This window comes from Mycobacterium sp. 2-64, assembly GCF_035918375.1.
Lineage (GTDB): Bacteria > Actinomycetota > Actinomycetes > Mycobacteriales > Mycobacteriaceae > Mycobacterium > Mycobacterium intracellulare.
Window position 1 is genome coordinate 2,608,906 of sequence record NZ_CP142361.1, and the last position, 13,907, is coordinate 2,622,812.

Below are 13,907 nucleotides of genomic sequence, written 5' to 3' on the forward strand. Positions count from 1 at the left end.
CAGTGAACTGTCATCTTTGGTTAGGACGTGCCGAAGGAGCTACCAAGTGACGGATCTGAAGTCCTCTAGCCGGACAGAGCCATCGGCCGTCGAGCCCCCGCAGATCAAGACGATTCGGCCAGTGCTGTTCTGGTCGAGTGTCGGCGCCGTGTGCGTCGTCGTTGCCGCCTACGTCTACGCGTCATGGATCATCGCGGGGAACGCATTACCGGTGGGTCCGGGTCCTGATCCGATCCCGGGCGGCACCCAGGTCGCGATCGCGGTCTTCCAGATTGTCTGCCCGCTACTCGCTCTGGTCGCCATCGGCTACGTCGTCCGCAAAAGCCTGCGCGAACGTCAACTCTGCGTCGAAGCCGCCATCGTGATCGGATCGGCGATCGCATGGTGGCACGACCCCCTGATCAACTGGTTTCAGCCGGTGCTGTTCTACAACGCCGGCCTGGTCAACTTCGGTAACTGGACGCAAAACATCCCCGGCTGGCTCAGCCCGGACGGTCGATTGATGGCCGAGCCGGTGCTGATGATCGGAATGATCTACATCTGGATGCCGCTGGCTATGGGCTCGATCGCCCGATGGACCATGGGGCGAGCGCGGCACCGGTGGCCGATGCTGGGGCCCGTCCGCACGTTCTGCACCGGTTGGCTTGCGGTGTACGTCATCGAGTTTCCGCTCGAGATCTTTGCGGTGCGCCACGGCCTGCTCGGCTATCCGGCGTCGATTCCCGGCGTCACGCTCTGGGCGGGTCAGACGATGCAGATACCGCTCTACGGACCCCTCCTGTGGTCGCTGGTGCTCAGCTCCAGCGGAGCGCTGATGTTCTTTCGCAACCGCGCCGGCCAGGTCCGGGTGGAGGCGGGTGTGGAGACGCTGCGGTGGGCCGGACCACGGGTCAGAGGACTGCTGAGGGCGCTCGCGGTGACCGGGTTTCTGCACGCGGTGGCAATAGGTGTGTACGACGTGCCGGTGAACCTCGCCGGCTTCTACGCCGGGCCTACCCAGACCTACCCCAGCTATCTGCGCACGCAGTTTTGCGGACCAGGCACACCTCGACACTGTCCCGACGGCACCCGTTTCGGCGATCGCTAGGTCGCGCTACTTCAGCACCGCGGGCAGAGCGGCGAACTCCTGGCGGATCAGGTCCTCGAGCGAGCGGCCCGGTGTCGACAACCACTGGTTGAGGGCCCGCTCGACCAGCAGCATGCCGACGGCCGCCAAGAGCCGGCATTCGGTGTCGGGTGCCGGCAATCGGCGTCGCTCGGCGATCACCTTGGCGACGGTCTCGGCGTTGGCCTCATGGTTTTTCCGCTCGCGGCCTAGCAGCACGAGCGACGACGCGACAGCGTCGTGGTACTGACCGATCCTTTTACGGATGCGCTTGAGGCCGGGCGCCAGCAACGCGAAGGAATTCGCCAACGCCTCGAAATCTGACACCTTGTCCGGTTGAGCGAGGTAGACACCGCTCACGGCGTCGATGAAGTCGTACTCGCCGAAGAAAAGCACCGACTCCTTGGTCGGGAAGTAGCGGAAGAAGGTTCTCGGCGAAACGCCCACGCTCTCGGCGATCTGGTCCGTGGTGGTCTCGTCGTAACCGTTGGTGCTGAACAGGTTCAGGGCCGAATTCAGCAGAGCATTGCGGATCCGGTCCGCATGCGCGTCCCGCGGTGATCGATCGCCCCGGGCCATCCGCCATCCCCTTTCAAGTCTGGGTGTCTCGACAGTACAACGACTCTGGGTGCCGGCACATCGTTGACACTCGTTGTGATACCAACGATACTTCCAATATATGACAGTGCACTGTCATAGTGAAATTTGAGCGCTAACCGGCGCGGGCAGAGAGGACCTGGTCTCAATGACCGAGCTCGGCATCACCGGAACGCTGAACATCAACGATCTGCCCTTCACGGAGGACCGCACGCGCGCGTGGCGGGAACTGCGGGAGGCCGGCGAGGCGGTGAGTTCTGGCGAAGAGGTCGTGCTCACCAGCGCCGAGGCCGTCGAGTTCGCGGCCAAGCGACCTGAGATCTTTTCATCGGCAAAAGCTTTCGACCGCCTGGGAAGCCCGGTCCCGCTGGTACCGATCGCGATAGATCCGCCGGATCACACCCGGTTCCGCCGAATGCTTGATCCGTTCTTCAGCCCCAAGAAGATGGCTGAGCGTGAGTCCGAATTACGCAGGCAGGCCGGGGAGTTGATTGACGCCATCGTCGCGCGCGGCGAGTGCGATGTGGTGCCCGATCTCGCCACACCGTTTCCTTCCCAGGTGTTTTTGACGCTGTTCGGGCTACCCATGGCGGACCGCGACCGGCTGGTGCAGTGGAAGGATGCGATTCTGCAATTCACCGATCCGAGTAGCACCGAGGCGACCCCGGAGGTGATGGCTCACGCGCTGGAACTGTTCACCTATCTAACCGAGCACATCGCCGAGCGGCGCGCCGATTCGACCGGCGACGACATGCTCACCCAGCTGATACAAGACACCGACGAGGGTGGCATGTCCGACAACGAGATCCTCGGCCTCTGTTTCATGTTCGTGCTGGCCGGGCTCGACACCGTCACCTCTGCGGTGGGGTTTTCTCTGGCCAGGCTCGCGGCCGACACCAAGATGCGCCGCCGTATCGCGAACGACTTCGGGCTCATTCCCGCGTTCATCGAGGATATGTTGCGCGTCGACGGACCTGTTCCTTTCGCACCACGTGTCACCACCGAGGAGGTCGAGGTGGCGGGCAGGGTCGTGCCGAAGGACACCACGGTCATGCTCAGTTATGGCAGCGCCGATCGTGATCCGCGGCGGTATCAGGAAGCCGATGAGGTTCATCTCGACAGCAAGGTTGTGCACTTCGCGTTCGGACGTGGACCGCACCGGTGTCTGGGTTCGCATCTGGCGCGTCTCGAACTCCGACTCATCCTCGAGGAATGGCACTCCCGCATACCCGAATACACTCTGGCTCAAGGCAAGCCGCCACAGATGCCGTGGCCGACTGGGACGATGTCGCTGCAATCGGTTCCGCTGAACATCAAGCCGTCATCGCGGGGTCAGTAAATCTGACGGTCGTGGCGCGAAGCCTCATCCGACCTTCGGGATGATTTCCTCAGCCACCCACTGCATGTGGTCGAGGTAGGCATTCAACCCGTCCAACGCGGGCGGGTTGACCCAGGTGTCCGTCACGCCACGCTCGGCCAGCATGTTGCAGTTGTCGATGACCTGCTGGGCGCTCTGGCCAAAATGGGCATTGGGGTCGTCGACGACGGCGTGCTCCTGACCGATCGACAGCACCGCAAGGCTGTAGAACAGGGAGAACGGCCGGTCGTCGAACCCGGGCTGCGAGCGTAGGTAGTCCATCTTGGCGGGCAGTTCGTCGGGCTTGGTCAGCCATGGCGCCCAGCCGTTGCCGAACCGAGCCGCGCGGCGCAGCACCGCGTCGGCGTCCCCACCCATCCACACTGTCGGGTGGGGTTTGGAGATTGGTTTGGGCCCGAATGCGATGTCGTCGAACTTGACGAAGTCGCCGTCGAAGCTTGGCGAATCGCTGTGCCACAACTCGAACATCGCCTCAAGACACTCGTCCGCTATACGGCCACGCTGGGAGAAGGGAACGCCGATCGCGTCATACTCCTCCTTGAGCCAACCGACACCGACAGTGGTCTGGGCCCGACCGCCACTGAGCCAATCGAACGTTGCGATCTGTTTCGCGGCGATGATCGGGTTGTGCAACGGCAAAATCGTGACCATCGACCCAATGGTGATCGTCGAAGTTGCGCCCGCGACGAAGGCCTGGGCAGTGGTGGCGTCAAAGTAGTGGTCCCCGGACAACTCCACATGACCCGTCGGGGTGAGGAAGTGTTCGGGCAGGAACACCATCGAATAGCCCAGCTGCTCGGCGCGTTGGGCAGCTCGCGCGATATCAGCGCCGGTGAGCTGGTGTTCCCACGGCTGCGTGATCGCTGCGACATGCATGCAGTTGGGTAGGTACACGGCGAATCTCATCTGGCACCTTCCGATTTCATGCCCGTTGGCGGAGCGTTGACTGAATGATCCGACGCCAGGCCGAGCGACTCGCTCATTATGACAGTCTACTGTCGCCCGTCAAGCACGGGGCTGCCGCGTCCGTAGATTCAAATCTGCTGACACAGCAGCTAGTCTGATGCGATACTCGTATGCGGATACGACAGCCTACTGTCAAGATATGCGAGCAGGAGAACCATGCATACCGGCCCCGCGGTGCCCTTAACCGATCCGATCCGGGGCAGGAGCGAACCTGATCGCCTCTGGACTCTGACGAACGTTGGCGAAGCGACGCCCGATATCCTCTCCCCGCTGTGCTGGTCACTGTGGGGGACCGGTGTCGAATTCGCTTCCCGCGGCGGCCTCTACGACTTCGGCGTGCTGGGGTCATCGGCACTTCGGGTACCCGACGACCCGAATCAGTGGAGCACCGCCTGCTTCTTTGGCAGACAAGCGATGAACGTCGATCGCGCCCGCGAACTCGCCGGATTGCTGCCCGGAATGACCGGTGACGACTTCGAACGCGACTTGTTGGGCGCAGTGCGGCCCGATGCGGCTCCGACCCGTAGCGACCCCCGCCGGTTGCCGGCAGTCGTCGTCAAGGCGCCGTTGGTGCAGGTGCGAGAGCGGTCTGCTCCGGTCCGTTTGCACCAACGCCAGATGAACTGGTGGCGGGCAACCGTGCTAAATGGACGATGGCCCGATCCGCGGACTCTGCTGACTGATTCGTCGCACCGGTTCAGTGCGGCGATGCGGGTACATGTCCGCACCCGGCTGATCCTCAATGTGTGTCGCGCACAGGTCGAATCGATCGCCGTCAAGGCGGGTCGTGGTGATCTGGTGCCCGCACTGTTGGCCGGGTACGGCGGCGTGATCGAAACCGAATTGGCCGATGACGTGTGGTCGTTGGGGCACCGACGGATTACGGTGGACGAGTTTCTTTCTCGGCACGGGTTCCATGGCCCCAATGAGGGCAATGTGATCGGGCATTCATGGCGGGAGGACCCAGAAGCGGTCCTGCGTGCTGCCGCCGCCCACAGCGGCAGGCCCGAGGCCGACCGCCCGGCGGTGCGCGCAGAACGTGCAGCATCGACGCGCCGGCACGCCGAGACCGATTTGCTCTCAACGCTTCCCCCGGCGAGACGCCTATTGGTGCGCCGGCTGCTGGCATTGACTGGGGCACAGGTGCGAGCCGTGGAACTGACCAAGGCCTCATTCCTGACCGCCGTTGATGGATGCCGCGCGGCCGCCGGCGGGTTCGGTGCTGAGTTGGTCGATGCCGGGACGCTGGATCGGATTGACGACGCCTGTTACCTGACTGTGGATGAACTGCTGGCTCCGCTTCCTGCGAACGTGCGCGATTTGGTGGAGTTTCGTCGAAGCCGGCGCGAGGAGTACCGGCGCCTTGAGGTGCCGTCGGTTTTCACCGGGATGCCCGAGGCTATCGAGATGTCGTGCGAACCGCCTCCAGCGGATGCCGTCGTTCACGGAACACCCGCAGGCCCAGGGGTCTTCGAAGGCACCGTAAGGGTGGTGGTCGATGCGGAATCTCACGACACCCTCGACGACGGCGAGGTACTGGTTTGCAAGTTCGTCGACCCTGGCTGGACCGCCTTGGTCTCGCTTGCGGGTGCCCTGGTAACCGACATGGGCAGTCCCGCCAGTCACGGGGCGATCGTCGCGCGCGAGCTCGGTATCACGTGCGTGGTCGGAACGGGGAACGGCACCAGGGCATTACGCAGCGGCGACGTCGTGAGGGTGGACGGGACCACCGGTGAGATCGTGGTGCTGGTCCGGTCTCGGGCCATGGTGGAGAAGTGAGCGTCGAGCCGGGCGCGCTCTCCTCGGGTCTGCCCGTGGCCAAGGAGCAAGTCGTGACCACTTGCCCGCCGGTGTCTTGCTGGACCGAAAATCTGCTGTTCACGCCCTACGACCCTGTGCACGACGTCGGCATGTGGCTGCATCTGGGCACCGTCGCCGACATGTGGGAGATGTGGGAGGACCGTGTCCTCATCGCGCTGCCCGCGGACCAGGGAGTCTTGTCCATGTGGGCGTATCACCGCACTGTGCCCGAGCGCCGGCCCGCAGGAGCCAGCCTGGCCTTCCGCTGTGAAGAGCCGTTCGTCAAGTGGCGCATCACTTTTGACGGATTCTGTCTGCGGTCTACCTATGACGCGATGCGCAGCGCTCCGTTGTCCGACGGGCCTAAGACCCACGTCCGGCTAGATCTGGAGGTGCACGGTGTGACCCCGGTGTGGGACGCCGAGGCCAGTCCGCTGACCGAGTCGGGCGCGGGAATGGCCGAACAGAGCTGGGCCAGAGAACACTACGAGCAGCTCACCCGTGTCGTCGGCGAGGTCACCGTAGGATCGGAGACGTTCCTGTTCGATGGTGGCGGCTGGCGCGATCATTCGCGTGGACCACGCGGTGCCGACACCCTCACCGACTGGGGCGGCCACGTCATCGCCGGGGGAGCCATGCCCAGCGGCCGCGCATTCGGTTTCTGCAGGTACTGGGCCCGAGATGGGCGTACCACGCTGCAGGGTGCTTACGCGGTAACCCACGGCTCACTGCGACACGTGGAACTGGAGGAGATCCCGCCACCGGCGATGTTGCAGCGCGACGGTGAGCAATTTAACTGCAAGCTCGACGGTCAACCGATCACGGGCACCATCTGCTCGTCGCTGTGGCTGTCGATGGCCGAGGGCCTGCCCTACGGGCTGGTGGATCCGGCGCGGGCCTACACCGTCAGCTGGGCCGAGCTGACGTGGGGCGGGGAGACCGGCTACGCCTACCTCGAGAGGTCGAGTCGCACCGTACCGCCGCGTCGTTGACTATGACAGTCGACTGTCATAATGTGGCAAAGGACCCTGGACGTCGAGAAAGGCGTGTGGCGTGGCTTCGAACCTGTTTATAGCTCTTACCAACCCGATCGAAGGCGAAGATGACGCCTTCAACAAGTGGTACGACGCCCAGCATGTGCCCGAGGTTCTCGATGTTCCCGGAGTCGTTGCGGCGCAACGCTACGACATCACCGAACTGAAGGTGCCCGACGATGAGGACCTGCCAGCTCAGTTACCGCCGCCGACGCACCGTTACATGGTGATCTACGAGTTGGACGACGACCCCGAGATCGTCATGGCGCAGTTCCTCAAGCGCGTGATGGCCGGCACGCTGTCATTGGGGGAGTGGCTCGATCTGACCACTGTTTCCCTCACCGGATGGGCGCCGCGCGGCGAACGTGTACTGGCGGAGCGCTAGTGGGCGAGTTGCTCGCGGGCATCCACGCCCAGCGTGCGTGTCGGCGTTTCGATCCGGACGGCAAGGTACCTGACTCCGATGTCGAGCAGATGCTGGCGGCCGCGGTACATGCGCCGAGCGCGGAGAACACCCAGCCTTGGACGTTCATCGTGGTCCGCGACGAGAGCAACCGTGCGCTGCTAGCGGCTTGGTGGACGGAGACGTGGAACGCGGGCGGCGGCGACTACGTCAGGTATAGCGTTGAGGACAAGGTATTGGTCGCCGACCTTGAATTCGGTTTCAGCAAGGGCGGCTTCGCCGCGGCGCCGGTCGTGGTGGTGGTGTGCGCCGATACCGATCGCGTGCCCGAGGTCTACGCACCGTCATCGATCTACCCGGCCGTGCAGAACATGCTGCTCGCCGCTGCCGACCTCGGCTATGGCTCGTGTCTGACTACCGGCCTGACCACCTTCGGTGTCGATCGCGTCCGCGAACTGCTGCAACTGCCCCAGAACCTGATCCCAATGGCGGCGGTCTACGTAGGCCCGCCCGCACGCAAGCTCTCGCCACCGCGCCGCCGCCCGGCGACATCGGTGACCCACCGCGAGCAGTTTGGCAACTCATGGTGAACATAACGGAGAACTGCCAATGCCCTTAGCGATAACCGAGGAGCATCGCGCGCTCGCCGACGTGGCGGGCGCGATGGTGGCCGGGCGCGCCGGCACCGTGAGTGCACGCCGGATCCTGCTCGACCGTGACAAAGGCGGTCGGTGGTGGTCTACCGACGGACTCTGGAAAGAGATGGTCTCCACCGGGTGGCTTGGCCTGCACATCGACGAACGGTTCGACGGTCAGGGTTACGGACTGCCTGAATTGACGATTGTGCTCGAGCAGCTCGGTCGCGCCGCGCTGGGAGGACCGTTTCTGCCCACCGTCGCAGTGTCCGCGGTGATCGCCGAAGTAGGGACCGACGGGCAGCGAGAGCGGTGGTTACCGCGGCTGGTGTCTGGTGACGTGATCGCGGGCATTGGCACCAAAGGCGATGTTGTTGTTCACGATTCGCAGGTCTCGGCCACCGGGGCGCCGGCACTGGCCGAGGCGGGCGCAGACCTGTTCCTGCTGCCCGCGGGTGACGACCTCGTTCTGGTGCAGGCCGGTGACGGCGTCAGTACACGATGCGTCGACTCGGTGGACCGGCTACTTGCACCGGTTGTCGTGGTCAGCCTGAGCTCCGTGCAGGTCGCCGACGTCTTCCCGGCCGCCGCCGGGGCAGCGGTGCGCATTCTTCGGCTGCTGGCCGCGGCCGAAGCCGTTGGCGGGCTGGGTGCGTGTACCGAGATGGCGACGGCCTACGCCGCCGGCCGCGAACAATTCGGCAGGCCTATTGGCTCTTTTCAGGCGGTCAAACACCACTGCGCGAACATGCTGGTGGATACCGAGCTGGCCGTCGCGGCTACCTGGGACGCCGCCCGCGCCGTTGGCGCGGAGGCTGAGCTGGCCGCGACGATGGCAGCCGGGCATGCGCTGACCGCCTATCAGCGGGTGGCGTTGCAGAACGTGCAGGTGCACGGCGGCATCGGCTACACCTGGGAGCACGACGCCCACCTCTACATCAGGCGGGCCACCGTGTTGCAGGCCTTCGTTGGTGACCAGGATGCTTTGCGGGACAAGGTTATCGCGCTGCAAGGCAGCGGAATGCGTCGGCGGCACTCGGTGGACCTACCCCAGGGCGCCGAGCAGTATCGCCAGGCCGCACTGGATTTCCGCTCTGAACTCGAGGCGTCCGACGCCGACGATCGCCAAAGGCTCTGGGCGCGCAGCGGTTACCTGCAACCGCATTGGCCCATCCCGTACGGGCGTGGTGCAGACAGCGTCGAGCAGTTGATCATCGAGGACGCCTTGGGCGGTTTGGACAAGCCGAGCCTCGGACTGGGTGAATGGGTGGTGCCGACGCTGCTCCAGCACGGCAGCAGCGAACAGATCGAGCGATTGATCTGGCCGAGCCTCGAGGGCGAGTTGCGGTGGTGCCAGCTGTTTAGCGAACCTGGCGCCGGCTCCGATGCGGCGGCGGTAGCCACGAAGGCCAGGCGCGTCGACGACGGCTGGGTGGTCAGCGGTCAGAAGGTATGGACCAGCGACGCGGTGAACTGCCAGCGCGGACTGGCCACTGTGCGCACCGATCCGAACGTGCGCAAGCACAAAGGCATTACGGCGATGATCATTGACCTCGCCGACCCGGCGGTGCGGATTCGCCCACTCACCGAGATCACCGGCGAGACGCTGTTCAACGAGGTGTTTTTCGACGACGTCTTCGTGCCCGATCGTGATGTGGTCGGCGCCGTCAACGACGGCTGGAGCGTGGCGATGGCGGCCTTCGGCAACGAGCGGGTGTCCATCGGCGGAGGCTCGGTCACCATGACCGCCGACACTTTGATCGATCTGCTGGCACGGCACCGGCCCGACGACAGTAGTGTCGCGCGCGAGGTCGGTGCACTGCTGATCGAGTCGTATACCTTGGCCACCCTGAATCTGCGGCAGGCGGCGCGGGCAGTCTTCGACGCCGGACCCGGAATCGAAGGCAACATCGCCAAGCTGTTCGGGGCCGAGCACGCCCAGCGCGTGGCCGAGTTGGGACTGCGTCTCGCGGGCCGCGCCATCTTGGTCGGCGAGGAACAACAGGTTGTGCACGATTATCTGTTCAGCCGGTGCCTGACGATCGCAGGCGGCACGTCGGAGATCGTCAGAAACCTGATCGCCGAGCGCATTCTGGGCCTGCCGCGCGATCCGGCGCCCAAGTAGATTGGAGAGCCAGATGACCTGTGCCGTCGTCGGGATCGGCCGTACCGAGTATTCCCGCAACTCCGGCCGCACGACCCGCGCCATGGCCGTGGCCGCCTGCCGCGACGCCATCGCCGATGCCGGACTAAAGCCGACCGATATCGACGGTATCTGCACTTTCATGGCCAATGACTCTGAGCAGCCGATCTTTGTCGGGTGGGCGTTGGGTATCGACGAACTAGCTTGGGCCAATGCCATGTACGGTGGCGGCAACCTGGTGGCCGACCAAATCGCCACCGCCGCTGCGGTGATTGAGGCCGGCATGTGCAAGGCCGTGCTGGTCTACCGGTCGCTCAACGGTCGCTCGGGTTACCGGTTCGGTCACGTCGAGGGGCCGATGCAGGTGCAGCACCACGACCAGTTCGACACGGCCTCCGGATTCATGGTGCCGCCGCAGTGGTTCGCGATGTGGGCCCGGCGTCACCAACATGAATTCGGTTCAACGAGCGAGGATTTAGGCCACATCGCAATCACCCAACGCAACCACGCGGGACCCAACGAGCACGCGCTGCGTCGCGAACCCCTCACTATGGATGACTATCTGGCCGCGCGCTGGATCAACGAGCCGTTCCGGGTACTGGATTGCACATCGGAGGTCGACGGCGCGGTAGCTGTGCTGATCGCCGGCGAAGACATCGCCCGCGACGCGAAGCAACCCCCGATGTGGCTCGTCGGGTCGTCGAACTCGCAGGGAGGCTCCGGCTGGACCGAATGGGACGACCCCACCGAGATGTACTCGCGCACAGCGGGACCGAAGATCTGGGAGAAGACAGGCCTGAGTCCCTTCGACATGGACGTGGCGTGCATGTACGACTGCTTCACCTACACCGTGATGGCCACCATGGAGGGATTCGGCTTCTGCGAAAAAGGCGAAGTGGGTAAATTCTTTTCGACCGGACGCGCCACCTACGGTGGTGACGTAGTGGTCAACCCGCACGGTGGGCTGTTGTCCGAAGGCTATATCCACGGCCTCAACCACCACTACGAGGCAGCGCTTCAATTGCGGCACGCAGCTGGCGTGCGGCAGGTCGACGACGCCCAACTGGCATTAGTGACCGCGGGCGGCGGGCCTTTCGGCGGTGCGAACATCTACAGCAGGGAGCATCCGTGACGAATCCTGCACTGGCGGCACCGGTTCCAGTGCCTGACCCCGATACGGCGCCTTACTGGGAGGGTCTGAAGGCCGGCAAGTTGATGCTGTGTCGCTGCGACGACACCGGCAAGTGGATCCACCCGCCGTTGGAACGGAGCCGCTACACCGGTGGCCCCGTACACTTCGAGGAAGTCAGCGGCGACGGCACGATCTTCAGCTACATTGTGGTGCGCCAGGCGCTCGTTCCCGGACGCGTGCCCCCTTACGTCGTCGGGCTCGTCGAACTCGTGGAGCAGCCGGGTCTGCGGATCAATGCGGTCATCGATGCGGATCCAGCCGATGTCCGAATCGGGCAACCGGTGCAGATGCGCATCGTCGACCTCGGTGACAGCGGTTATCGCATACCTGAATTCGTCATCAAGTAGAGGTAGGCGACCACTATGACAACTGGTCAAAAGCCCGCCGGCACGGTTAACAACCGGGGTTTGGCAGAAGGTACGCACCGGGCGGAACACATGGCGATGCATGTCGTTCCGCTGCATCGGTGTAGTTCGGAGCTAGGGGCCGAGGTAGGCGGCAAGGCGATAGGCCTTGGGGCGCTGACCAAACAAGGTCTGTCGGTTCCCCCAGGGTTTGTAATCACCGTGAGCGCCTACCGCGAGGCCGTTGCCGCCGCTGGAGTGGCGCCACGCATCGCCGAACTACTGACGACAACGGGTACCGACCGGGACCGGTCGGCGGCAATCACCGCGTTATTCGATCAAGTCGCCCTCCCGGAGCGCCTCGCTGTCCAGGTTGTGGAGGCTTACGCCCAGATCGGTGGCGGACCAGTGGCGGTACGGTCAAGCGCGATCGCCGAGGACACGGCCGAGGCGTCGTTTGCCGGTCAGCAAGATACCTATCTGTGGATCGAGGGTGAGCCCGCGCTGCTTGATGCCGTTGTCCGTTGTTGGGCAAGTCTGTATACAACGCGGGCGATCGGGTATCGCCGGCGGTTCAACGTGGCTTCCGATGATGTCGCGATGGCGGTGGTTGTTCAGCAAATGGTGCCGGCCGTGGCGGCGGGGGTGACGATGACGTTGGAGCCGGTGACGGGAGACCGTGACCAGATCTATATCGCGTCAGCCCTCGGCCTGGGTGAAGGCGTGGTCAACGGCGATGTGGAAACCGACAGCGCCTGGGTCGATAAGGCCGCCTTATGCGTGCGCAGGCGGGAGATTGCGCGCCAGACTCGCGCCCATCGGTACGAGTCCGGGGCGGTCAGGATTGTCGATCTCGCCCCCGGCGAGGGCGACGCACCCAGCCTCGATGACGACACGCTGCTACGGGTTGCGCGCCTCGCCCTACAAATTGAGCAGAACGCCGGGTACGCCGTGGACGTCGAGTGGGCCGTGGATGCCTCCGGTGAGGTTCATCTGCTGCAGGCCAGACCGGAGACGGTCTGGAATAACCAATAGCCCCAGCCCGAAGGATGGCGCGAGCCGAACGTCCTGCACCACTACGCCGGTGAGCGCTCGGCCGGCCCACCGATGTTGTGCGCCAACCCTACTCGTGCCTCATCGACCTGGTTCGCGGCGTCCGACCGACTTCTCGGAAACGGTGCCGTTCCTCAGCTCAGCAACTTACCGGTGTCGAGGTCCGAATAGGCCTCGGCGAAGCGGCCAAGCACAGCACGCACGATCTCGACGGAATACATCTGATCGGGCGTAATGGCCCACATGCAAAACCCCCACGCCGGACTCTGCCGATAGGCGGTCCACATCTGCTCGCGATCCGGCACGGATGAGACACCGGCATCGAGCAGTCGCCCGTGGTAGTTGTCGAGCAGTTCACGCTCGTGCTCGCGACGCGAAGCAGGCGGCAGCGCGCCGATCAATGCGTATCCGACGTCGTGGGACCACGAGCCCCGCCGCACCAACTGCCAGTCCAGTAGCCCCACTCGGCCGTCGGGGAGAACATATGTGTTGCGCGGGTGCGGGTCCCCGTGCAACAGCGTGATCGGATCGTGAGCCACGCGATCCTGCAGGGTCCAGAACGCTGCCTCCATACTGTCCATGTCGGCGCCGGTTGCGTTGAGAAGCTCCCGCTTATAGGGAATGTCGATGAACGCACGGATAATCGCGAATCCATTGGTGCGCAGGAATTCTGCGAACCCTCCGGTGACGGGATGCTGCAGCCACGCCAGGTCGCCGCGCCCATCGAGCCTCGGATTCGCCCAGAACGGGGCGTGCACACGGCTCAACGTCGCCAGCAGCTCGTCGACCTGCTCGACGGGCAGACCGGCCTCCGCGTCGGGCACCCGTGCTCCGCGCATCGTGATGTCTTCGCCGATCACCAGGAACTGGGACGGTCCGTCGAGATGTTCAGCGAAGTAGGTCGTCATGGTCTCGACGTCGAGGTCGTCACGAAGATTGCGATAGAACTTCGTCTCGTCATCCAACATAACCGTCCCGCCGCCGCCCTCCGATAGCGACTCGTCGACCGCGGCGGGAAGATCGTGCACCGTGCCAAGTTGTGTCTTGACGAAAAGCTTTGAAGGTAAGCCGGTGTCGTCATCGGCGTAGTCCACGTCGAGGTGGATGTGTGAGGTGGTCCCTTGCCAGGTGGTCCGGACCCGCACGTCGGTGACCGTCACCGCGGGCCGGTGGCGACGCAGCAGCGAGGTCAGAACGGCTGGTGTCAGGTCCGCGGGCGAGCGCAGCGTGACGGGCAAGGCTTGGCTGGTCATCTCA

General features: G+C 64.3%; 13 protein-coding genes. 10 read left to right on the top strand and 3 right to left on the bottom strand.

The genetic code is table 11. The annotated features are described in order from the left end of the window. Window positions 1-46 precede the first annotated feature (46 nt). Window positions 47-1,087, top strand: a complete 1,041-nt coding sequence (locus QGN31_RS12435) for a spirocyclase AveC family protein (RefSeq protein WP_014384899.1) — start codon at window positions 47-49, stop codon at window positions 1,085-1,087. A gap of 6 nt (window positions 1,088-1,093) precedes the next feature. On the opposite strand, the gene QGN31_RS12440 is transcribed toward QGN31_RS12435, so the two are convergent. Continuing rightward, window positions 1,094-1,684, bottom strand: a complete 591-nt coding sequence (locus QGN31_RS12440; protein ID WP_014384898.1) for a TetR family transcriptional regulator — start codon at window positions 1,682-1,684, stop codon at window positions 1,094-1,096. A gap of 166 nt (window positions 1,685-1,850) precedes the next feature. On the opposite strand from QGN31_RS12440, the gene QGN31_RS12445 reads away from it, so the two are divergent. Beyond that, window positions 1,851-3,041 (top strand): cytochrome P450, encoded by a 1,191-nt coding sequence (locus QGN31_RS12445; RefSeq protein WP_014384897.1) that lies wholly within the window; start codon window positions 1,851-1,853, stop codon window positions 3,039-3,041. A gap of 24 nt (window positions 3,042-3,065) precedes the next feature. Here the strand turns inward: QGN31_RS12445 and QGN31_RS12450 are convergent, their stop codons facing one another. Further along, the gene (locus QGN31_RS12450; protein WP_041784995.1) at window positions 3,066-3,986 is read right to left on the bottom strand and encodes a TIGR03619 family F420-dependent LLM class oxidoreductase; all 921 of its coding nucleotides are present in this window, start codon (window positions 3,984-3,986) and stop codon (window positions 3,066-3,068) included. A 216-nt stretch (window positions 3,987-4,202) separates the two neighbouring features. Between QGN31_RS12450 and QGN31_RS12455 the strand changes: the two genes are divergently transcribed. The 8 genes from QGN31_RS12455 to QGN31_RS12490 all read left to right on the top strand — a co-directional run bounded on the left by QGN31_RS12455 (window position 4,203) and on the right by QGN31_RS12490 (window position 12,632). Next, a complete protein-coding gene (locus QGN31_RS12455) occupies window positions 4,203-5,825 on the top strand; it encodes a PEP-utilizing enzyme (RefSeq protein WP_014384895.1) in 1,623 nt (540 codons plus the stop codon). After that, a complete protein-coding gene (locus tag QGN31_RS12460) occupies window positions 5,822-6,838 on the top strand; it encodes a 6-phosphofructokinase (RefSeq protein ID WP_201358719.1) in 1,017 nt (338 codons plus the stop codon). Before QGN31_RS12455 ends, QGN31_RS12460 begins: the two co-directional genes overlap by 4 nt. Window positions 6,839-6,899: 61 nt before the next feature. Further along, on the top strand, window positions 6,900-7,265 hold the full coding sequence (locus QGN31_RS12465) for a DUF4286 family protein (RefSeq protein WP_064939858.1): 366 nt from the start codon (window positions 6,900-6,902) through the stop codon (window positions 7,263-7,265). Beyond that, window positions 7,265-7,873, top strand: coding sequence for a nitroreductase (locus tag QGN31_RS12470; RefSeq protein ID WP_014384892.1), 609 nt, complete (start codon window positions 7,265-7,267; stop codon window positions 7,871-7,873). The genes QGN31_RS12465 and QGN31_RS12470 overlap by 1 nt, the downstream gene beginning before the upstream one ends. 19 nt (window positions 7,874-7,892) lie before the next feature. Continuing rightward, window positions 7,893-10,043, top strand: a complete 2,151-nt coding sequence (locus QGN31_RS12475; protein WP_014384891.1) for an acyl-CoA dehydrogenase — start codon at window positions 7,893-7,895, stop codon at window positions 10,041-10,043. A 13-nt stretch (window positions 10,044-10,056) separates the two neighbouring features. Further along, window positions 10,057-11,193 carry a thiolase C-terminal domain-containing protein gene (locus QGN31_RS12480; protein WP_014384890.1) on the top strand — a complete coding sequence of 379 codons (1,137 nt, stop codon included), beginning with the start codon at window positions 10,057-10,059 and terminating at the stop codon, window positions 11,191-11,193. Next, complete coding sequence (locus QGN31_RS12485; protein WP_041784994.1) at window positions 11,190-11,600, top strand: Zn-ribbon domain-containing OB-fold protein; 411 nt, start codon at window positions 11,190-11,192, stop codon at window positions 11,598-11,600. Before QGN31_RS12480 ends, QGN31_RS12485 begins: the two co-directional genes overlap by 4 nt. Window positions 11,601-11,696: 96 nt before the next feature. Continuing rightward, entirely contained in the window at window positions 11,697-12,632 is a 936-nt protein-coding gene (locus QGN31_RS12490; protein ID WP_232065658.1) for a PEP/pyruvate-binding domain-containing protein, read from the top strand. A gap of 152 nt (window positions 12,633-12,784) precedes the next feature. Here QGN31_RS12490 and QGN31_RS12495 read toward each other — a convergent pair whose 3' ends face one another. Continuing rightward, entirely contained in the window at window positions 12,785-13,903 is a 1,119-nt protein-coding gene (locus QGN31_RS12495; protein ID WP_014384887.1) for a phosphotransferase, read from the bottom strand. Between the last annotated feature and the right edge of the window lie 4 nt (window positions 13,904-13,907).